We start from the raw sequence: 21022 nt of genomic DNA, 5'->3' as shown, positions 1-21022 counted from the left end.
GCTCCCCATGTGATCTCCGCCGGGGTACGCGCCCAGGCGGTCCACGCTGCGTACTCCACCGGACGGTACAGCGCCGCCCGCGGAGCCCGTTGCGCTTGTCTGCGTCGTCCTGTCTGGATACCGTCCGGCACCAGAGGTCAACCCCCGGTCAACTTGTTATCCGCCCCACCCCGCTCCCCGAGCCCAGTCTGGAGGTCCCCGGTGCCCCTGCTCCGCCGCGCCCGAGCGGCAGCGGTCAGCGCCGCGCTGCTCGCGACCGGTCTCGCCGCGGCCCCGTCCGCCTCCGCGTCGGCGCACACCGCCGACGGCGCGGGCCAGGCCGGTCCGACCGCGCCGGGGTGCGTCCAGACGGGGCGCGAGCTGCGCTACCTGGTGGTCTTCGACCGGGGCACGAGCGAGCCGCTGGCCTCGGCCGAGGTGGGGGCCGCGTGCGGGCGGGTCGAGACGTACCACCCGCAGATCGCGGTGGCCGTCGCGACCTCGACCGATCCCGGTTTCGGGACCCGGATGGGCGACGACCGGGCGTACAGCGCGCAGGCGGAGGCCACGAGCCGGACCAAGCGCAAGCCGGACGAGACCGCGCAGCTCAAGTCCGCCGTGCCGGAGACGGGCGACCTGACGGCGCAGCAGTGGGACATGGAGCTGGTCAACGCCGCCGCCGCGCACGCGGTGAGCACCGGCAGCCGCGACGTGGTGGTCGGCGTGCTGGACTCGGGCGTCGACCCGGACCACCCCGACCTGGCCGGGGCGCTGGACCCGGCGCTGTCGGCGGGCTGCACCAGCGGCGTGGCCGACCCGGCGCGGGCGTCCTGGTCGCCGACGACCTCGCCGCACGGCACGCACGTGGCGGGCACGATCGCGGCGGCCGACGACGGGCGGGGCACCACGGGCGTCGCGCCGGGGGTGCGGATCGCGTCGGTGAAGGTCGTGGACGACGACGGGTTCATCTACCCGGAGTACGCGGTGTGCGGGTTCATGTGGGCCGCGGCGCGGGGCATGGCCGTCACGAACAACAGCTACTACATCGACCCGTGGGTGTTCACCTGCCGGGACCAGGGCGGCCAGTCCGTGGTGCAGGAGGCGGTGCGGCGCGCGGTGGACTACGCGGCGGACCGGGGCGTGCTGAGCGTGGCGGCGGCGGGCAACGAGGGCGCCGACCTGACCAGGCCCGGTCGGGACGCGCTGAGCCCGACGAACGCGGCGGCCAAGCCGAGGCCCGTGGACAGCTCGTGCCTGGTGCTGCCCGCGCAGCTGCGCAACGTGGTGGCGGTGTCGTCGGTGGGCTCGTCGAAGGTGAAGGCCGGGTACAGCTCGTACGGGCTGGGCGCGGTGGACCTGACCGGGCCTGGTGGGGACCGCAAGCAGCCCGCGGACGACGGCGTGCCGGGGTGCGTGCTGTCGACGGTGCCGTCGGGCTACGACTACTCGTGCGGCACGTCGATGGCGGTGCCGCACGTGTCCGGGGTGGCGGCGCTGCTGGCGTCGGGGCACCCGGAGGCCTCGCCTGCCGAGCTGACGAAGATGCTGGGCGAGCAGGCGGAGACGCTGCCGTGCCCGGCGGACTACGACCTGAACGGCACGGGCGCGCAGGACGGCTACTGCACCGGGTACTCCGAGTACAACGGGTTCTACGGGCACGGGCTGGTGGACGCCGAGGCTGCGGTGAAGTCGCCGCTGACCGGGGTCGGCGGGCCCGTGGGCGACGTTCCCTGGCAGACCGGGGCGGGGCAGGCCGGTTCGGGTTCGGGTTCGGGTTCGGGGCAGGGCGGGTCGGGCCAGGGTGGCTCGGGTCAGGCCGAGGCGGGCGAGTCGGGGCCGGTGCGGACCGGGGGTTCGGGCGACCGGACCGAGGCCGGTGGCGCGGGGACCGGGAGCGGGACGGGCAAGGCCGCCACCATCGGGTGAACTATGGCCTGGCTGGGGTTCTTCCGGGCCCGCTCACAGCACGTTCATAGCTTTTCGGCGCACTCTCTGCGCCATGGACGACCCTCAGGACCGCGCGGCGCGCGTCGCCCGCCGGGACGCGGCCCGACGCCGGGTGACCGGCGTCACCTGGGCCGCGGGCGTCGGCGCGACCGCGCTGGCCGCCGCGCTCGCCGCGGTGCTGCCCTCGGGCGCGACCGCGGGCTCCTCGACCACCGACTCCGCGACCACCGGCGGACCCGGCGCGATCGGGTCCGGACCAGCGGGAACAGGCTCGACGGGTAGCGGCCCTGCGGGGTACGGCTCGCTGGAGGACGGCTTTACCGGGTACGGCTCTACGGGGTACGCCTCTGCGGGGTACGGCTCTGCGGCCACCGGTGCGACCGGTCGGCGCGGGCTCGACTGGGGCGGTGCGGCACCCGAGCCCGGCCGGGGGCGCGCGCACACCGGCACGGGGGCGTCGTGAGGACCGCCGTGTTCCCCGCGCTCGGCGCCACGGCCGTCGTCGTGCTCGGCGATGGGCCGCTGGCCGAGGCGGAGGCCCTGGTCAGGGCCGAGGTGCGGGCGGTGGACGAGGCGTGCAGCCGGTTCAGGGCGGACTCGGAGATCAGCGCGGTGCACCGGGCGGCCGGGCGCGAGGTCGAGGTGTCGCCGCTCCTGGCGGAGGCGGTCGGCACGGCGCTGCGGGCGGCGGAGCTGACCGGCGGGCTGGTCGACCCGACCGTGGGCACGGCGCTGTGCGCGCTGGGCTACGACCGGGACTTCGCGCAGGTCAGGCGGATCGACCCGCGCCCGGTGGAGCCGGTGCCCGCGCCCGGCTGGTGGCGGGTGGGCCTCGACGCGGCCGGGTCGCGGCTGGTCGTGCCGCGCGGGGTGCTGCTGGACCTGGGCGCGACGGCGAAGGCGCTGTGCGCGGACCGGGCGGCGCGCGCGGTGTCGGCGGCGCTGGGCTGCGGGGTGCTGGTCTCGCTGGGCGGGGACCTGGCCACCGCCGGAACTCCACCCGAAGGTGGCTGGCACATAGGTGTGGGTGACGACCACGTGGGGCTCGCGTCGCAGATCGTGACGATCCGGTCGGGTGGGCTGGCCACGTCGGGCACGGTGCGGCGGCGCTGGAAGCGCGCCGGTCGTGTGGTGCACCACATCATCGACCCGCGCACCGGGGACGTGCCCGCGCCGTGCTGGCGGACGGCCAGCGTGGTCGCGGTGGACTGCGTGACGGGGAACACGGCGAGCACCGCCGCGGTGCTGCTGGGGGAGGACGCGCCCGCGTGGCTGGCCGAGCGGGGGCTGCACGCCCGGCTGGTCGGCGAGGACGGGCGGGTCGTGGAGGTCGGCGGCTGGCCCGCCGAGAGGAGGAGCGCGGCGTGAGCGAGGAGGCGCTGTGGTTCGCGGGCCGGGCCACCGGCCTGGTGTCGCTGGTGCTGCTGACGGCGGTGGTCGTCCTGGGCGTGCTGGGGGTGCGGCGGGTCGCGTCGGCGCGCTGGCCGCGGTTCGCGGTGGGCGACCTGCACCGCGGGGTGTCGCTGCTGGCCGTCGCGTTCCTGCTGGTGCACGTGGGCGCGGCGGTGGCGGGCGAGCACGTGGACGTCCCGGCGGTCGCGGCGCTGGTCCCGTTCGCCTCCGGCCACCGACCGGTGGCGGTGGGGCTGGGCGCGGTGGCGCTGGACCTGCTGGTGGCGGTGCTGCTGACCAGCGCGCTGCGCACGCGGCTGCCGCACCGGGCGTGGCGGGCGGTGCACTGGGCCGGGTACGCGCTGTGGCCGGTGGCGCTGGCGCACGGGCTGCTGCTGGCGGACGTGGACAGCGGGGTGCTGCCGGTGGTGGTGCTGGACGTGCTGTGCCTGGCGGCGGTGGGGATCTCGGTGGCGTGGCGGGTGGCCGCGCCGAGGAAGGCCGCGGTGTGACCGCCGCGGGTGCGGCCCGCAAGCTCCCGAGCGGGCGCTGGGGCGGCGGAGCACCTGGAGGCGCACGGGCCGCTGCGGTTCCCGCCGGACCGGGAGGCGTTCGTGGCGGGGCTGGCGGCGGCGGGGCCGGTCGGCCGGGGCAGTGGCGGTTTCCCCGCGCACCTGAAGGCGGCCTCGGTGGTCGGGGCCCGCGTGGTGGTGGCGAACGGGTGCGAGGGCGAGCCGCTCAGCGGCGAGGACCGGGCCCTGCTGGAGCGGGCCCCGCACCTGGTGCCGGACGGGCTGGTGGTGACGGCGGCGGCGACGCGGCTGGTGACGGTGGCCGGTGACGTGCGGGAGCCGGGGGTGCGCGAGGCGCCGCTCGGGACGACCGCCGAGCAGTTCGTGGAGCTGGCGGGCGGTGGGACCGAGGAGCTGGCGGCGCTGCTGGTCGGCGGGTGCGGGGGGCGGTGGGTGCGGCCGGTGGGGTGACGCCGGTGACCGGGACGGCCGTGGTGGCGGCGCTGGGCGCGTCCGCGTGCGGGGTCCGGGAGACCGCGCGGGTGCTGGCGTGGCTGGCCGGGGAGAGCCGCGGGCGGTGCGGGCCGTGCCGGTTCGGGCTGCCGTCGATTGCGGAGGACTTCGCCACGCTGAGCGGGCTGAGCGGGCTGAGCGGGCTGGGTGCGGGCCGGGTGGGCCGGGTGGGTTGGGCGCGCCGAGTCTGGGCGGGCCGGGTGGGTTGGGTGCGCCGGATGGGGCGGCGCTGGGGCGGTTGTCGCGGCGGTTGCCGCTGCTCACCGGTCGGGGGGCGTGCGCTCACCCGGACGGGGCGGTGCGGCTGGCGGCGAGCGCGCTGGAGGTGTTCGCGGACGAGGTGCGCGGGCACCTCGCGGGCCGGTGCGGGGGCGCGCGGTGAACCGGGCGGCGGGACGGGCTGCGGCTGGTGGGCGTGGAGCGGGTCACGCGGGGCTAGGCCCCTCATCCGGGGTCACCCTGCCGGGGGAACCGGTGGAGTGAGGGCGGCGGGCAGGTCGGCGCGGCCCGCGATGCCGAGCTTGCGGTAGGCCCCGGACAGGTGCAGCTCGACGGTGCGCCGGGTGAGGAAGAGCGCCTCGGCGATCTGCCGGTTCGTCAGGCCCTGCGCGGCCATGCCGGCGACCCGGACCTCCTGCCTGGTCAGGCCGTGCTCGGTGCCCTGGACGGTGGTCGGCTCGCAGGCCCGCAGCTCCTCTCCCGCGCGCGCGATGAGCGGTTTGGCCTCGCAGGCCGCGCTCAGCTCCACGGCCCGCCGCAGGTGCGGGATGGCCCGCTCGGGCCTGCCGCGCCTGCGCAGCCGCGCGCCCAGCTCGCACAGCGCCTCGGCCAGCGCGAGCCGGGCGGTGGTGCCCTCCAGGTGCTGGACGGCCTGGGCGAGCGCGCGGGTCCCGGCGTCGTCCTCGCTGGTCAGGCCCACCGCGAGCAGCGCGACGCCGAGCGCCCTCGGGGCGCCCCAGCGGCGGGCGACCGCCAGCTCCTCCCCGGCCAGCCGCACCGCCTGGTCGCGGCGGCCCAGCGCGAGCAGGGCGCGCACGGCCAGCGGTCGCCACGGCAGCAGCGGGGCCGACCCGAGCTGGGCGGCGGCCAGCCTCCTGCCGCACTCGCGCGCGTCGGTCAGCGCGCCCTCGGCGTCACCGCCCGCGAGCTTGAGCCTGCCGCGCGCCCACAGGGTGGTGTTGTGGCCGAACACCTCGGGCAGCCGGTCGGTGAGGCCGTGCTTGGCCAGCAGCTCGCGCGCCTCGTCGAACCGGCCGAGGTCGACCAGCGCCTCGGTGAGCCTGGCCGCGCAGAGCACCGCCATCGGGCAGTCCTCGACCGGGCCTGCCCACTCCCCCGCGTCAGCGGGCCGGTCGCCCAGCCGGTCGCGCGGCGGGGCGCTCTGCTCGGCGAACAGCCGCAGCTGCCACTTCAGGAAGGTGTTGGCGCGCACGAGGTCGCCGGTGGCCAGGTGGTGCAGGCCCTGCGCGAGCGCGAGCGCCGCGCCCCGGTCGAGGTGGTGGTCGCGGGGTTCGGCGCGGGAGCCGAGCGCGTGCCGCAGCCCCTCGGACAGCCGGGGCGAGTCGGCGAGGAAGCAGGTGGCGACGGCGAACGCGAACGGCCGGGTGAGCACCCCGGTGTCCGGTCCGGTCAGCGCCAGCTCGGCGTGCCCGGCGGCCCGCGCCGCCGAGTCGCCGCGCAGGGCGTGGCCGAGCGCGAGCAGGGCGGAGCGGGTCTGCCGCAGCTCGGGCGACGTGGGCGGCTCGGCCTCCAGCTCGCGCAGCAGGACGCCCGCGCGCAGCGCCAGGCCGGGGTTGTTGCCCGCGCCCGCGAGGAAGCACAGGGCGCGCAGCCGCCACGAGCGGTCGTGGTCGGCGGGGCCGAGCCTGGCGACCAGCTGCGGGCCGAGGGCGAGGGCGAACCGGGCGTCGACCGGGCGGCACAGCCGCAGCAGCAGCTGGGCGGCCTGGTCGGCGGCCAGGCCGGTGTCGTCGGCGAGGACGAGGCTCTCGCGCAGCAGCGACGCGCCCTCGGCCGGGTCGGCGAGGAACACCGCGTGCACCAGCTCCAGGCGCGCGCCCAGGCGCTCGGCGGGCGCGGCGCGCTCCCGCAGCGCGCGCTCCAGACAGGCGCGGGCCTCGGCCGGGTCGCCCGCGCGCAGCGCCGAGCGGGCGGCCTCGCGCAGCACCGGGACGCCCCAGGGCAGCGGCACGTCGTGGGCCTGGCGCAGGTGCGCGGCGACCCGCCTGGCCGGTTCCCCGGCCTCGGCGAGCGCCGAGGCGGCGCGGGCGTGGTCGGCGGCGCGGGTGGCGACCGGCAGGTCGGCGAGCACGCAGGCCCGCAGGTAGGGGTGGTTGAAGGCGAGCGGGGTGCCGTCGCGGAGCAGGCGCAGCCGGACCAGGGCGTCGACCAGGGCGAGCACCTCGCGGTGCTCGACGCCTGCCAGCTCGGCGACCCGGTCGACGGTGGCGTCCTCGCCGAGGACGGCGGTCGCCCGCACCACCTCGGCCGCGCCGGGTCGGACCCGCAGGCGCAGGCGCAGCAGCTCCCCCAGCTCGGGCGCGGCGAGCCCGGCGACCTCGGCGGGGTCCAGGGCGGCGGGGTCGAGGTCTGCGGGATCCAGGTCGGTGGCGAGTGCGGAGACGCCGAACGCGGCGGGCACGAGCGAGGCGGAGCCGAACCCGGACGGGACGAGCGCGGCGACGTCGAAGGCAGCGGGCGTGCCGGGGGCGAGTCCAGTCGGGTCGAACCCAGTCGGGTCGAACTCGGCGGGGGCGAACGACGCGGGATCGAACCCGGCACGGCCCGGCGGCGTGGCGCCGGGGCCGACGACAGCCGGGACTCCTGTGCCAGGGCCGGGATCGACGGAGCTCCGGACGGCGTCGCCGGGCGTGGCACCGCCCTGGGGTACGGCACCGCTGGAACGACCGCGAGCCGCAGGCCCGGAACCGGGACCACCTCCGGCGGTGTCCCCCGGACCTGGACGACCGGGGGTGTCCGCGCCGGAACGGCCGGGCGCCTGGGCACCGAAACCTGCGGGGCCCGGAGTGCGGGTGATCCGGGCCTTCGGTCCGAGGGCCGCGCGGGCGCGCAGGACCGCGACCAGGGACTCCAGCAGTCTGGGGTTGCCCGCCGTGGCCTCGTGGGCCGCCGCGGCCAGGCCCTCGGGGAGGGGGGCGGGCAGGACGCCCGCCAGCAGGTCGGCGACCGCGTCGGGGGTCAGGCGGGGCAGGCGCAGCAGGTGGTGGTCCTCGGGCAGCAGCTCGGACAGCAGCAGGTCGGCGGCGGGCGGTTGGCCCGTCGCCGAGGACAGCACGACCAGCAGGGGGCGGTCGCGGAGCCTGCGCAGCAGGTAGGCCAGGCAGCGCAGGGACCAGGCGTCGGCGACGTGCGCGTCGTCGACCACGAGCAGCAGCGGGGCGCGCTCGACCGAGGCGCGCACCAGCTGCAGGAACGCCTCCAGCGAGGGCGCCACGTCACCGGGGCCGTCCAGCAGGTCCTCGGCGAGCTGCCCGACGACGGCGCCGCGCAGCTCGCTCTCCAGCCGGGTGGCGACCGCGGACGCGGCGGTGAAGCCCAGGTCGCGGGCCTGCGCGGCGACCTCGGCCAGCAGCGCGGACTTGCCGGAGCCGAACTCGCCGTCCACCAGCACCCCGACGGTGCGCCCGGCCGACGCGGCGCGCAGCAGCGCCCGGAAGGCGCGCAGCTCCCCCGCCCTGCCGACCAGCGGCGGGCGGTGCGCGCCCCGCGTTCTCGGGTCCACCTGCCGCGCGGGGCTCGATGCGCTCACCTGTGGACTCCGTTCTGCGGCGTCGCGGCGGCGGGGAGCGGGCGGAGCACCACCGTAGGGCATGTGTCCACCCCGAAGATCGCCACAGGCCCGGCGCAGGAACGGCCGACAGGCCCGGCACGGAGTTGCCGCAGGAGCGGCGCGGGGCCGGCGCAGCCCGGCCCAGCCCCGGCGCGGGAACGGCCGAGGACCGGCCGGGGACCGGCGCAGGCCCTGCCCGGAACCGGGTTCCGGGCAGGCGCGCCGCGAGCGGGCACCGAGGGCCACGCCGGGAAGCGGGCGGGATTTCCTTCGGTGCCCTCCGTAGAGACTTCCGGGGGCGCCTACCCCCAGAATGGCCTGCGAACGGGCGGGCCGCGAAGCGCGACCCGGATCGCCAAAACCGCGGAAGCATTTCCGCCGAGCAGGCTCTCCAGCGGGCTCCGATGAATTCCGGGGAGCGCCTCCGGCGTCGAGCGGAAATGCCGGTGAGTCGCGCGCGAATTACCCGGAGTAGCTCAGCGCGACTCCTCCATTGATCGGCGCAGGATCTTCATGGCGTGGTAGACGCGGGACTTCACGGTCCCTTCGGGAATGCCCAGCACGACCGCCGCCTCGCGGACGGTCCGGCCGCGCACGTAGGTCTCGCAGATCGCTTCCCGGTGCTCGGCACCGAGCTTCCCGATGAGATCGGCGAGCACCATGCGGGACAGCCCCTGCTCGGTCCGGTCGGGCTCCAGGGCGACGTCGTCGCCGGTCAGCTCCACCTCCACGGGTCTGGCGCGACGCCCGCGCCAGTCGTCGATCACGATCCGGCGGGACACCGTCAGCAGCCAGCCCCGCAGCATCCTCGGGTCGCTGACCAGCGTTTCCGCGTTGCGCCACGCCCGGATGAGGGTCTCCTGGACGACGTCCTCCGCCCACTGCCGGTCGTTGCCGGTCAGCTTGAGCACGTGGGCCAGCAGGACCCCCTCGAACTGCGCGTAGAGGGTCGTCACCAACTCCTCGGCCCTGCTCCGCGCGGCGGCGCCCGACCGGGGCTCCACCCGCGTTCCGCCCGGTGAATTCATGGAGTGCGAACCTCCTGAGAGTTCGTGCGGCGGAAGGCGTGCCGAGCGTTGCGGGGTAACACGCCTGCGAAGTTGCGGAGACCACGTGAACGTACTACACGAGTACGTCTCGATCCAATAACCACGCCCCCTGTCCACGTCGTGGCCGCTTGTAGGGGAAGTGCGACTCGTGCATCACCGCGCGTTCCGCGAAGTGTTGGTGATGCAGATCACACGTGCGACGTGAACCGCTCTTCCGGCACCCGACCCCGGTTCGCCGATGCGTATTGCCGACCAATACCGGGGTCGCCCGAGGCGCCGCGGACGCGCCGAGGGCGCGGACCCTTCGGTGGGTCCGCGCCCTCGGCGGCGGCGGTGGTCGGCGGAGCGCCGACCGGATCGGCGCCGGTGGTCAGTGCTGGTGGGTCAGGGCGGGGTTGCGCACCGGCGAGCCGGTGCCCACCGGGGAGATCGGCAGCAGCGTCCGCCCGGTCGGCCCCACCTCGATGTCGGTGCCCATCGCCGGGCACACGCCGCAGTCGAAGCACGGCGTCCACCGGCAGTCGTCCTGCTCGCGCTCGTCCAGGGCGTCCTGCCAGTCCGCCCAGAGCCACTCCTTGTCCAGCCCGGAGTCCAGGTGGTCCCAGGGCAGGACCTCCAGCTCCTCGCGCTCGCGGGTGGTGAACCACTCCAGGTCCACGCCCACCGGCTCCAGCTCGGTCTTGGCCGCCTGCACCCAGCGCTCGTAGGAGAAGTGCTCGGACCAGCCGTCGAACCGGCCGCCCTCGCGCCACACCCGCTCGATGACCGCGCCGATCCGCCGGTCGCCGCGCGAGAGCAGTCCCTCGATCAGCGACGGCTGCCCGTCGTGGTAGCGCATCCCGATGTTGCGGCCCAGGTTCCGGTCCGAGTTGACCGCCTCGCGCAGCTTGCGCAGCCTGCGGTCCACGGTCTCCGGGTCGCACTGCCCGGCCCACTGGAACGGGGTGTGCGGCTTGGGCACGAACCCGCCGATGGAGATGGTGCAGCGCACGTCCTTGCGCCCGCTGGCCTCGCGGCCCGCGCGGATGACGTTCTTGGCCATCTCGGCGATCTGCAGCACGTCGTCGTCGGTCTCGGTCGGCAGGCCGCACATGAAGTACAGCTTCACCTGCCGCCAGCCCGCCGCGAACGCCGCGCTGACCGTCCGGATCAGGTCCTCCTCCGACACCATCTTGTTGATGACGCGGCGGATGCGCTCGCTGCCGCCCTCGGGGGCGAAGGTCAGGCCCGAGCGGCGGCCGTTGCGGGACAGCTCGTTGGCCAGGTCGATGTTGAAGGCGTCCACCCGCGTGCTGGGCAGCGACAGGCTGGTGTTGGTGCCCTCGTACCGGTCGGCGAGGCCCTTGGTGACCTCGGCGATCTCGGAGTGGTCCGCGCTGGAGAGCGAGAGCAGGCCGACCTCCTCGAAGCCGGTCGCCGCCAGGCCGCGCTGCACCATCGCGCCGATGCCCTCGATCGAGCGCTCGCGCACCGGGCGGGTGATCATGCCCGCCTGGCAGAAGCGGCAGCCGCGCGTGCAGCCCCGGAAGATCTCCACGCTCATCCGCTCGTGCACGCTCTCGGCGAGCGGCACCAGCGGCTGCTTCGGGTACGGCCAGGCGTCCAGGTCCATCGTGGTGCGCTTGAACACCCGGTAGGGGACCCGCTCGCGGTTGGGCACGACGCGCTGGATGCGGCCGTCCGGCAGGTACTCCACGTCGTAGAACAGGGGCACGTACACGCCGCCGGTCTCGGCCAGCCTGGTCAGGATCTCGTCCCGCCCGCCGGGGCGGCCCTCGGCCTTCCAGGCGCGGACGATGTCGGTGATCTCCAGGACCGCCTCCTCGCCGTCGCCGAGGACGGCGGCGTCGACGAAGCGGGAGATCGGCTCGGGGTTGAACGCGGCGTGCCCACCGGCCACCACGATCGGGTGGTCCTCGGTGCGGTCGGCGGCGTGCACGGGCACGCCCGCCAGGTCGAGTGCGGTGAGCAGGTTCGTGTAGCCCAGCTCGGTCGAGAAGCTGACGCCGAGCAGGTCGAACGCGCCGACCGGCCGGTGGGAGTCCACGGTGAACTGGGGGACGCGGTGCTCGCGCATGAGCGCTTCCAGGTCCGGCCAGACCGCGTAGGTGCGCTCGGCCAGGACGTCAGGCTGCTCGTTGAGCACCTCGTAGAGGATCATGACGCCCTGGTTGGGCAGCCCGACCTCGTAGGCGTCCGGGTACATCAGGGCCCACCGCACCGCGGCGGAGTCCCAGTCCTTGGTGGTGGCGTTCAGCTCCCCGCCGACGTACTGCACCGGCTTGGAGACCCTGGGGAGCAGGGGCTCCAGCAAGGGGAAAACAGAGTCGACGCTCACAACCGACCAGGGTAACTGAGCCCTTGCGCGGACCTAGCGCAGCAGCAGCCTGCCGAGCCTGCGCGCGGCCACCACCACCCCGATCGCGCCGAGGACGAGGAAGTACAGGACCGGCCAGAGCAACCCCCAGTGCAGATTTCCGCTGTTCAGGTCCCTCATCAGGGTGGTCGCCTGGTACAGGGGGGTGAGCTGGACGACCCCGCGGAGGGCCTCCGGGTAGACCGACAGCGGGTAGAAGGTCGCCGAGAACAGGAACAGCGGCATGATCACCAGCTGGACCAGGTCGAAGTCCTGCCAGCCGCGCAGGAACGTCGTGACGGCCATGCCCACGGCCGCGAACGCGGCGGCGACCAGCAGCGAGGCGGGCAGCATCAGCAGCGCCCACGCCGAGCCCGCCAGGTCCAGGGCGAAGATGACGACGGTGAACCCGGCCGAGTAGAGGCCGCCGCGCAGCAGCGACCAGGCCACCTCGCCGAGCGCGATGTCCATCGGACCGGCCGGGGTGGCCAGCACCGCGTCGTAGGTCTTGGCGTACTTGAACTTCACGAACACGCCGAACACCGCGTCGTAGACGGCCCCGTTCATGGCCGCGGTCGCCAGCAGCGCGGGGGCGACGTACTGCGCGTACGGCACGCCCTCGACGTCGGCGACCAGCCTGCCGATGCCGAAGCCGAGGGAGAACAGGAACAGCAGCGGCTCGACCAGGCCGGTGAGCAGGGGCACCCAGGCCCGGCGGTACACCAGGTAGGAACGCTCCAGCAGGACGAGCGAGCGGCCCGCGTACAGGCCGGGCGGGACGATCCGCAGGCCGAACGCGGACCTCGCCTCGCGGGTGGTCATGGGACGAGCCTCCGCCGGTAGACGCGGGTTCCGATGAGGGTCCCGACCGCCAGCAGGGCGACCAGGAAGGCGACGTGGCCGAGCGTGGCGAGCGCGCCGAGCCCGCCGAACGCGGCGCCCCGCGCCAGCTCGACGCCGTGCCAGGTGGGGGCGATCCAGACCAGCGGGAGCAGCCAGTCCGGCAGCTGCTCGACGGGGAAGAACGCGCCGGTGAACAGGGTCATCGGCATGACGATCAGGCGGAACACGGTGCTGAACGAGTCGGCCTTGTCCCTGGTGGCGCTGAACGCGGTGATCGGGGCGCTGTAGGCGGTGCTGGTGAGCACCGAGACCGGCACGGCCAGCGCGGCGGCCGGGGAGGTCAGCGCGCCGAGCAGGGTCGCGGAGACCAGGAAGAAGACGCCCGCCATCAGGACCAGCAGGGCGTTCCACAGCATGGTGCCCAGGAAGACCTGGGCCGGGGTGATCGGGGAGGCGACGACCGCGTGGTGCCGCTTGCTCCACTTGAACACGTCGATGACCTGGTAGGTCGACTCGTGCACGATCGCCTGCAGGCCCATCACGACCAGCAGCGCGGGCGCCAGGAACTGCGGGTAGGTCAGGCCGCCGGGCAGCTGGTCCGGGGTGATCTGGCTGCCGAGGCCGAAGCCCATGGACAGCAGGAACAGCACCGGGAGCACGAACGCGGAGACGGCGGTGGCGCGCCAGTTGCGGCGGTACCAGACCCAGCGGCTCTCCACGTAGATCAGCACCGCGCGGACGTCGCCCGACGGGCGTCCGGTGGCGGTCTGGGCGAGGGGCGCGGCGTCGGCGCGCGTGGTGTCGGCGGCCATCAGTCGACCAGCGTCCGGCCGGTGAGCCGGAGGAACACGTCCTCCAGGCTGGAGCGGCGCACCAGGCTCGACACCGGGCGCACCCCGCGCTCCTGGGCGGCGGCGAGCGCGGCCTCGCCGTCGCGGGTGTACAGGAGCACCCGGTCGGGGAGCACCTCCACCCGTTCGGCGAGGTCCTCCAGCCGGTCGGCGGACTGGTGGCCGGGCGGGAAGCGCAGCTCCAGGACCTCGCGGGTGGAGTAGCGGGAGATCAGCTCGGCCGGCGAGCCCTCGGCGGCGACGCGCCCGCCGTCCATCACCACGAGCCGGTCGCACAGCTGCTCGGCCTCGTCCATGTAGTGCGTGGTGATGATCAGCGTGACGCCCTCGGCCTTGAGCCGGAACAGCCGGTCCCACAGCAGGTGGCGGGCCTGCGGGTCCAGGCCGGTGGTGGGCTCGTCGAGCAGCAGCACCTCGGGCTCGTTGACCAGCGAGCGCGCGATGGTGAGCCGCCGCTTCATGCCGCCGGACAGCGGTTCGACCTCGCTGCTCGCGCGCTCGGTGAGCTGGGCGAACTCCAGCAGCTCGACCGCCTTGGCGCGCACGGCGGCGCGGGAGAGCCCGAAGTAGCGGCCGTACACCTCCAGGTTCTGCCGCACGGTCAGCTCGTTGTCGAGGGTGTCCTGCTGCGGCACCACCCCGATGCGGGCCCGGATGCGCGGGCCGTCCCGGTCCGGGTCCATGCCGAGCACGCGCAGGTCGCCGCCGGAGCGCGGGGAGGTGCAGGAGATCATCCGCATGGTCGAGGACTTGCCCGCGCCGTTGGGCCCGAGGAACCCGAAGGCCTCGCCGCGCTCGACCCGGACGTCGATGCCCCTGACCGCCTCGAACTCCCCGAAGCGCTTGGTCAGCCCGCTGGCCTCTACGAGGGGTGTGGTCACGGTCGCCGACTGTAACCACCTGACACGGGGGCAGGGCAACGCTTTTTCACACGGGCACGGAACGCGCGACGGCCCGTCCCGCAGGGCTGCGGGGACGGGCCGCGGTGCTGACGGGCGTGCCGGTCAGCGGCGCCTCAGAGCGTGGGGAACCAGATCTTGATCTCGCGCTCGGCGGACTCGACCGAGTCGGAGCCGTGCACGAGGTTGAACTGGACCTCCAGGCCGAAGTCGCCCCGGATGGTGCCCGGCGTGGCCTTCTCGACCGGGTCGGTGCCACCGGCCAGCTGGCGGAACGCCGCGATCGCGCGCGGGCCCTCGATCACCAGCGCCACCAGCGGGCCGCCGGTGATGAAGTCCAGCAGGCCCTCGTAGAAGCCCTTGCCCTCGTGCTCGGCGTAGTGCTGCTCGGCGGTCGCGCGGTCGGCGCTGCGCAGTTCGAGCGCGGCCAGCTTCAGGCCCTTGCGCTCGATGCGGGAGATCACCTCGCCGACCAGGCCGCGCTCGACGCCGTCGGGCTTGACCAGGACCAGGGTGCGCTCGCTCACGGCGGTGGTTCTCCTTGCTCGATGGGGTGGTGCCGCAAAGGGTATCCGGCGGGGCGCCGTGGCATAGTCACCGGCCGTGACGGGTGAGGAGAAGGGCCACGCGGCGACCGCGCTCACCGGCGCGGCCGTGCTGTTCGTGCTGCTGCGGCTGCTGGCGGTGTCCCGGTACGACCTGCACGTGGCCTTCGCCGTGCTGCACAGCCTGGACCTGGAGGACGCGCCGGGCCTGTTCCTGGGCACGTTCCTGGCGGACTCGCGGATCAGCGGACCGCTGCTGGCGCTGCTGGTCCCGCTGACCGTCTTCTACACGGTCAACCGCAGGTCGACGGCCACGGCGCTGGGCGCGGTGGTGCTGCTGGCGTTCCTGGTGGCGCACGTGCTGACCTACCGCGGCTGGTGGGTTCCGCTGGCCGCCGTGCTCCTCGGGGGCGTGCTGCTGCTGGTGGAGCGCGCCCGGCGCAACCCGGCGGCGCAGGGCGTGGTGACGTTCCTGCTGCGCCGGTTCGGGGTGCTGGTGCTGGGCGCGGCGCTGCTCGTGGCGGCGGTGGTGGGGACGCCGTGGGTGCCGCTGGAGCGGATCGAGCTCGTGGACGGGGAACTGCGCGGGTACGTCGTGGAGACCAGCCACGGGTTCGTGAAGGTGCTGGAGGCCGAGCACCGCGAGTTCCGCATCCTGCGCACCGACGAGATCCGCTCCCGGCACGAGCTGGCCGGGCACTGAGCCCGGCCGGCTCCGGGTCTGCTCACGGGAGCTAGCGCTCCAGCACCACCACCGACCTCGGCGGCACCCGCACCGACGTGCCGTCGACCACCGCGCGGTCGGCGCACAGCGGGTGCTGCCGCCAGCCATCGACCGGGGCGGCGACCTCCTTCTCCACCGGGAACGGGTTGACCACCACGAGCAGCCCGTCGCGCGCCGGGTCGCGGTCGGGACCGGCGGTGTCGTCCAGGTGCGCCACGACCACGCCCGGCTCGGCCGCCGGGAACGACAGCTTCGCCTGCACCTGCGCCGCGTCGCCCAGGGTGAACAGCGGCGAGGACCCGCGCAGCCGCAGCAGCTCCAGGGTGTGCCCCAGCGCGGACCGCATGTCCTCGGGCGCGGGCTTGAGCGCCGGGTCGGCCAGCAGCGGCGCGGAGTGGGGCCACTTGTCGGCGTTGTCCGGCGCGGGCGGCAGGCCCCGGCCGAACCCGTTGTCCCGCAACGACGGGTCGTACCGGTTGAACCAGTCGCCCGAGTCGTAGCTGTTGCGGTCGAGCGACTTCGAGCGCAGGAACTCGCTGCCCGCGTGCAGCAGCGGCTGCCCCTGGCCGAGCAGGACGGGTGCGAGCGCGACGCGGTGCATCCGGACCCGGTCGGCCATCGGCGTGGACGGCGGCAGCTTGAACGCCTGGGCGTCGAACAGGGTCTCGTTGTCGTGCGCGTCCACGTAGCTGATCACGTCCGCCGGGACGGCCGCGTAGCCCGCCGGTGCGCCGTTGTACGGCACGTCCCGGCCGCTGACCTCGCCACCGGAGGTCGACCGGAAGCGGAACCCGGCCGCGTTGCCCGCCATGCCCAGCTTCACCAGGTCGCTGTAGCCCGCCAGCCGCGCCGCGACGTCGCCGTTGGCGGGCGAGCCGTTGAGGTCGCCCGCGAGCCCGGTGCCCAGGCCCTGCACGCGCGGGTCCTCGTCGAACGGGCCGCCGCCGCGCACCGCGTCGCGCAGCCGGTCGCTGAACGTGCCGATGCCGGTGCCCGCGAGGTTCGCCTGGGTGGCCTGCTCGAACCGGGCGTTCCCGGCGACCTCGCCGAAGTCCCAGCCCTCGCCGTAGAGCCGGATCGACCGCCCGTCGACGCCGTCGCGCTCGGGGGTGAGCGCGTCCAGCGCGGCGCGCACGGCCAGCAGGTTCGCCTTCGGGTGGTGGCCCATGAGGTCGAACCGGAAGCCGTCGACCTTGTAGGTCCTGGCCCACCACAGCACCGAGTCCACGACGAGCTTGCCCGTCATGGCGTTCTCCGGCGCGGTGTTGGCGCAGCAGGTGGAGTTCGCGATCGAGCCGTCGTCGGCGAACCGGTGGTGGTAGCCGGGGACGACCTTGTCCAGCACCGAGCTCGGGCCGTCGCCGGACGCGGCGGTGTGGTTGTAGACCACGTCGAGCACGACCTTGTTCCCGTTGGCGTGCAAGGACCGCACCATCTCGCGGTACTCGCGGGAGCGGGCCGCGCCGGTCTGCGCGGCGTCGGTGGCGTACGAGCCCTCGGGGGTGTTGTAGTGCAGCGGGTCGTAGCCCCAGTTGAAGCCGTCGTCGGCGGCGGTGGCGGCCACGCACTCCTGCTGGCGCGGCGAGTCCGGCGGCAGGGACGGCAGGTCGCAGTCGGGCGCGCGCTGGTCGGCGCGGCGCTCGGGGATGGTGGCGATGTCGAAGGTGGGCAGCAGGTGCACGGTGTCCAGACCGGCCTCGGCGAGCTGGCGCAGGTGCCTCATGCCGGTGGAGTCGCGGTGGGTGAACGCGCGGTAGGTGCCCCGGTCCGCCTCGGGGACGGAGTCGTCACCGATGGAGAAGTCGCGCACGTGCAGCTCGGTGATGCCGTGCTCGACGGGGTTGGCGCCCAAGCCGCGCGCGACCTCGGTCGACCAGCCGTCCGGGGCGGTTGCCGGGTCGGCGAGGTCGGCGAACTGGGAGTGCGTGGAGCCGACCGCGAGCGCGACCGAGTACGGGTCGGTGACCACGACCGTGCGGCCCGCGGCGGTGATCTCGTACTGGTAGAAGCGGTTCTTCCAGTCCCCGGAGCCGGACCAGGAGCCGGAGGCGTCGTCGCGGGTCAGGTCGAGCACCTCGGCGGGGGCGCCTGCGGGGACGCCTGCGGGGGCGTCGAACAGGCGCAGCCGCACCCGTGACGCGGTCGGGGCCCACAGGCGGGTGGTGACGCGGTCGCCGTCGAACGCCGGGCCGTAGGCGAGCGCGGTCGCGGCGGGCGCGAACCGGTCGTCCAGGACGCCCGCGAGCTGGACCCCGGTGCGGTGCCTGAGGGTCCCGGCCGCGTCGACGTGCACGGCGGACAGCGCGCCGCCGCGCAGCGCCGCGTCCACCCGGTCGACGTCGCGGACCCGGAACACCGGCTTGCCGCGCAGGTGCGGGAACTGCTCCGGCACCGCCTCGGCGCTGGGCTCCAGGCGCAGGACCTTGCCGCCGTGCTCGATCCGGTAGCCGTCCGAGGCGACCGCGGGCACGTCCCACACCACCAGGTCCTTCCGCACCCAGGCGGCCTTGGACTTCGTCAGGTCGTCTTCCACGGGGTCGCCTCCGGAGGGCGGCAGCACGTAGGACGCCGAGCCGTCCGGCTTCGCCGAGCCCGAGGCGAACCACACCTCGTGGCCGGTGCCGGTGACGTCGAGGAACTGGTCGGCTCCGGGGTCCTTGGCGTCGCCGCGGTGGATGATGTGGGACAGGCCCGGCGCGCCCTGCGCCAGCGGCACCGACCAGTACACGCCGAAGCCGTCGTCCCCGTCCGGCGGTCGGGACTGGTTCCACCCCGGACTGGGCTCGGCCGACCCGGTCCAGTGGTAGAGGGTCCACTCCGCGTAGTCGCCGTCCGGGCGGTGGTAGTGCAGGACGGCGCGGTTCTCGGCCGCCGCGAGCGAGGGGAGCACCCGGCCGTCGCGCACCCACGCCTGACCGTCGGTGCGGCCGGTGGCCTCGGCGGTCCCGTCGCGCAGCACGGTGAAGTCGACCGGGCCGGTGGCGGGGAGGGTGGCGACGCCGTTGCTGAACGGGACCTCGGCGGCACCCGCGCGCACCGTGCGGCCGGTGGTGTCGCCGAGGTGGTGCACGAGCACCCGTCCGGTGGCGGCGGCCTCGCTCGGGTGAACCGCGGGGTCACCCTGCGCGAGCCACACCTGCGGGGACGTGGACGGGTCGACGAACCGGTCGGCCGAGGTGTCCTTCTCGTCGCCCCGGTGCACGATGATCCCGACCTGCCGGGCGCCCGGCTTGAGCTTCACCCAGGCGAACCGGCCGTACGGGGTCTGCCCCGCGAACGGCAGCGGCTCCTGCCAGGTCGGCTCGGACTCGACGTCGCCCCAGGCGTGCAGGCCCCAGCCGGTGTAGTCGCCGTCCTGGCGGGCGTAGTGCACGACCAGCCAGTCCGGGCTCCCGGTGGGCGGCTGCGGGGTCGGCGGCGCGGGCACGAGGGCGACCCGCGCGCCGTCCGCGCCCACCCGCCCGGCCGCGTCCTTGGCGACCACGCGCACCTCGACGCTCGTGCCCGCGGCGGCGCCCGGCAGCGCGGCGAGGTCGGCGAACACCCGGTACGGGGCGGCGTCGTCGGTGCCGAGCACCGTCCACTCCGGACTGCCGTCGACGCGGGCGGCGAACGTGGCCTGCGCGTAGGGCGCGGTGATCCCGTCCGCGCGCAGCTCGACCCGGTCGTCCAGGGCGGTGCCCTCGGCCGGGGTGACCAGGGTCGGCGCGGGCTTGGTGGCGACGGCCTTGCCGGTGGCGCGCAGCACCAGGGCGGACAGCGGCGGCACGGTGACCCGGACCGCGCCGTCGGCGTCGCGGTTGGCGGTGGGGCCGGGCTTGGGGAACACCTGGCGCAGCGCGGTCGAGCCGACCGGCACGTCCAGGGTCCTCGGCGAGGTCCCTGCGTTGGCGACGACGAGGTGCTCGACCTGGGCGCGGCGGTCGAAGCGGCTGAACGCGATCACGTCGCCCTCGGCGCGGCGCAGCACCTGGTTGCCGCCGCGCCACACCGGGTCGGAGTCGGTGAAGCGGGCCAGGTCGGCGAGCTGGCGGTACAGCGGGTGGTCGGGGACGTGGTTGTCGTCGGCGCCGGTCCGCGTGGTGCCGATCAGCTGTTCGGCGGCGTAGGACGGGGTGGCGCTGGCGAACAGGTCCTGGCGGGCGTCCTTGTCGCCGCCGGTCCCCGCGAAGCCCTGCTCGTCGCCGTAGTAGACGACCGGGTTGCCGCGCCACAGCTGGAGCAGGGTGTTGCCGAGCTTGAGGCGGTCGAGCAGGTCGGTGTCGTCGGGGCGGTTCTGGCGCAGCAGGTGGGCGACGCGGCCGAGGTCGTGGTTGCCCAGGAACGTGGGCAGCGACGAGGCGTTGGAGTCGGCGTCGGTGTAGCGGTCGTCGGCGAGCAGGACGTCGCCGAGGCGGGTCGCGCCGCGCCCGGACAGGAAGTCGAGCGCTGCGGACTGGAACGGGAAGTCCAGCACCGACTGGAGCCCCGCCTCGGTGGTGAAGCGCGAGGTGGTGGCCGGGTCGGAGTCGAAGACCTCGCCGAAGACGAAGAAGTCCGGCTTGCCGCGCTGCGCGGCGTAGGACCGCACGTACGGGGCGAGCGCCTGCCAGAAGGCGGTGTTGACGTGCTTGACGGTGTCGACCCGGTAGCCGTCGATGTCGAGGGTGTCGATCCAGTGGGTGAAGACCTGCTTCATGCCCGCGACCACGCGGGGGTGCTCGGTCATCAGGTCGTCGAGGCCGGAGAAGTCGCCCTGCAGGCTGGACTCGCCGCTGAACGTCGAGTCGCCGCGGTTGTGGTAGAGCGCGGGGTCGTTCAGCCAGTCCGGGGTCTTGGGGTGGGCCGGGTCGGGGACCGGGGTGTACGGGAACGAGGTCGCCGGGTCCAGGTCGGGGAAGTCCGGGCTGCCCGCGAGCTCCTCGACGTCGACCGGGTTGCCCTCGCGGTCCAGGTACGGGACGGCCTTCGAGCTGACGTAGTCGTGGGAGCCCTCGGCGTAGTCGATGACGTCGGCGGTGTGGTTGGCGACGATGTCGAAGAAGACCTTGATGCCCCGGCGGTGCGCGTCGCGGATGAGGCGGCGCATGTCGTCGGTGGTGCCGAAGTGCGGGTCGAGCGAGGTGTAGTCGGTGGTCCAGTAGCCGTGGTAGCCGGCGGACGCGTCGGGACCGGCGCCCTGGACCCAGCGGTTGCGGAAGACCGGGGTGAGCCAGAGGGCGGTGGTGCCGAGGTCGTCGAGGTAGCCGAGCTCCTGCTGAAGGCCCTTGAGGTCGCCGCCGTGGTAGAAGCCCTTGTCGGTGGGGTCGAAGCCGTGCTGCCCGCGGTCGCCGCCGGTGTGGGCGCGGTCGTTCGACGGGTCGCCGTTGGCGAAGCGGTCGGGGAGGGCGAAGTAGAAGCGCTCGCCGGTGGGGGCGTCGCGGAGGGCGTCCTTGGCGAGGGCCTGGTCCCCGGCTCGGGCGCCCGGCGGGAGGTCGGTGGTCTTGCCGACGGCTAAACGGGTTCCCGGTTCCGGGGCCGCTTGCGCCTGGGCCTGGTGGGTGACGGCTGCGGGCTGGACGAGGACCAGCGCGATGAGCGCGGCGACGGACCGACGCACCGCGACCTCCTTGTCGCAAGTTCTTGCGGCTGCGCCCGGCGGCT

General features: G+C 74.9%; 15 protein-coding genes. 7 read left to right on the top strand and 8 right to left on the bottom strand.

Going from position 1 to position 21022, the window contains the following annotated elements; translation table 11 throughout:
• Window positions 1-201 precede the first annotated feature (201 nt).
• The 6 genes from AMIR_RS05930 to AMIR_RS41515 all read left to right on the top strand — a co-directional run bounded on the left by AMIR_RS05930 (window position 202) and on the right by AMIR_RS41515 (window position 4725).
• Window positions 202-1905, top strand: coding sequence for a S8 family peptidase (locus tag AMIR_RS05930; RefSeq protein ID WP_015800026.1), 1704 nt, complete (start codon window positions 202-204; stop codon window positions 1903-1905).
• Window positions 1906-1978: 73 nt separating this feature from the next.
• Window positions 1979-2389: a hypothetical protein gene (locus tag AMIR_RS38810; protein WP_015800025.1), complete on the top strand. Its 411-nt coding sequence runs from the start codon at window positions 1979-1981 to the stop codon at window positions 2387-2389.
• Window positions 2386-3294 carry an FAD:protein FMN transferase gene (locus AMIR_RS05925; RefSeq protein WP_041836605.1) on the top strand — a complete coding sequence of 303 codons (909 nt, stop codon included), beginning with the start codon at window positions 2386-2388 and terminating at the stop codon, window positions 3292-3294. Before AMIR_RS38810 ends, AMIR_RS05925 begins: the two co-directional genes overlap by 4 nt.
• Entirely contained in the window at window positions 3291-3830 is a 540-nt protein-coding gene (locus AMIR_RS05920) for a ferric reductase-like transmembrane domain-containing protein (RefSeq protein ID WP_015800023.1), read from the top strand. Before AMIR_RS05925 ends, AMIR_RS05920 begins: the two co-directional genes overlap by 4 nt.
• A 9-nt stretch (window positions 3831-3839) precedes the next feature.
• Window positions 3840-4301 (top strand): SLBB domain-containing protein, encoded by a 462-nt coding sequence (locus tag AMIR_RS41520; RefSeq protein ID WP_041836604.1) that lies wholly within the window; start codon window positions 3840-3842, stop codon window positions 4299-4301.
• Window positions 4302-4548: 247 nt separating this feature from the next.
• Window positions 4549-4725, top strand: coding sequence for an NADH-ubiquinone oxidoreductase-F iron-sulfur binding region domain-containing protein (locus AMIR_RS41515; RefSeq protein WP_245554589.1), 177 nt, complete (start codon window positions 4549-4551; stop codon window positions 4723-4725).
• Between the two features lie 72 nt (window positions 4726-4797).
• On the opposite strand, the gene AMIR_RS05910 is transcribed toward AMIR_RS41515, so the two are convergent.
• From AMIR_RS05910 to ndk, 7 genes are all read right to left on the bottom strand, one after another.
• Entirely contained in the window at window positions 4798-8112 is a 3315-nt protein-coding gene (locus tag AMIR_RS05910) for an AAA family ATPase (RefSeq protein WP_015800022.1), read from the bottom strand.
• Window positions 8113-8609: 497 nt separating this feature from the next.
• Entirely contained in the window at window positions 8610-9161 is a 552-nt protein-coding gene (locus tag AMIR_RS05905) for a sigma-70 family RNA polymerase sigma factor (protein WP_015800021.1), read from the bottom strand.
• A 391-nt stretch (window positions 9162-9552) separates the two neighbouring features.
• Window positions 9553-11520, bottom strand: a complete 1968-nt coding sequence (locus tag AMIR_RS05900; RefSeq protein WP_015800020.1) for a TIGR03960 family B12-binding radical SAM protein — start codon at window positions 11518-11520, stop codon at window positions 9553-9555.
• 33 nt (window positions 11521-11553) lie between these two features.
• On the bottom strand, window positions 11554-12360 hold the full coding sequence (locus AMIR_RS05895) for an ABC transporter permease (RefSeq protein WP_015800019.1): 807 nt from the start codon (window positions 12358-12360) through the stop codon (window positions 11554-11556).
• Window positions 12357-13193, bottom strand: a complete 837-nt coding sequence (locus AMIR_RS05890; protein WP_015800018.1) for an ABC transporter permease — start codon at window positions 13191-13193, stop codon at window positions 12357-12359. Before AMIR_RS05890 ends, AMIR_RS05895 begins: the two co-directional genes overlap by 4 nt.
• A complete protein-coding gene (locus tag AMIR_RS05885; protein WP_015800017.1) occupies window positions 13193-14113 on the bottom strand; it encodes an ABC transporter ATP-binding protein in 921 nt (306 codons plus the stop codon). The genes AMIR_RS05890 and AMIR_RS05885 overlap by 1 nt, the downstream gene beginning before the upstream one ends.
• A 134-nt stretch (window positions 14114-14247) precedes the next feature.
• On the bottom strand, window positions 14248-14658 hold the full coding sequence (ndk, locus tag AMIR_RS05880) for a nucleoside-diphosphate kinase (RefSeq protein WP_015800016.1): 411 nt from the start codon (window positions 14656-14658) through the stop codon (window positions 14248-14250).
• 76 nt (window positions 14659-14734) lie between these two features.
• Here ndk and AMIR_RS05875 point away from each other — a divergent pair, with 76 nt between their 5' ends.
• A complete protein-coding gene (locus AMIR_RS05875) occupies window positions 14735-15379 on the top strand; it encodes a hypothetical protein (RefSeq protein ID WP_015800015.1) in 645 nt (214 codons plus the stop codon).
• Between the two features lie 31 nt (window positions 15380-15410).
• Here AMIR_RS05875 and pulA read toward each other — a convergent pair whose 3' ends face one another.
• Window positions 15411-20978 carry a pullulanase-type alpha-1,6-glucosidase gene (gene pulA, locus AMIR_RS05870; protein ID WP_015800014.1) on the bottom strand — a complete coding sequence of 1856 codons (5568 nt, stop codon included), beginning with the start codon at window positions 20976-20978 and terminating at the stop codon, window positions 15411-15413.
• Window positions 20979-21022 lie beyond the last annotated feature (44 nt).

It is taken from the genome of Actinosynnema mirum DSM 43827 (assembly GCF_000023245.1).
Classification (GTDB): domain Bacteria; phylum Actinomycetota; class Actinomycetes; order Mycobacteriales; family Pseudonocardiaceae; genus Actinosynnema; species Actinosynnema mirum.
The sequence above is the reverse complement of the archived record's forward strand: the minus strand, read 5'-3'. Positions and strand labels throughout refer to the sequence as shown.

Coding starts and splice junctions, on each gene's coding strand:
- AMIR_RS38810 (WP_015800025.1), top strand. CDS start 1,979: ATGGACGACCCTCAGGACCGCGCGGCGCGCGTCGCCCGCCGGGACGCG.
- AMIR_RS05905 (WP_015800021.1), bottom strand. CDS start 9,161: ATGAATTCACCGGGCGGAACGCGGGTGGAGCCCCGGTCGGGCGCCGCC.
- AMIR_RS05895 (WP_015800019.1), bottom strand. CDS start 12,360: ATGACCACCCGCGAGGCGAGGTCCGCGTTCGGCCTGCGGATCGTCCCG.
- AMIR_RS05890 (WP_015800018.1), bottom strand. CDS start 13,193: ATGGCCGCCGACACCACGCGCGCCGACGCCGCGCCCCTCGCCCAGACC.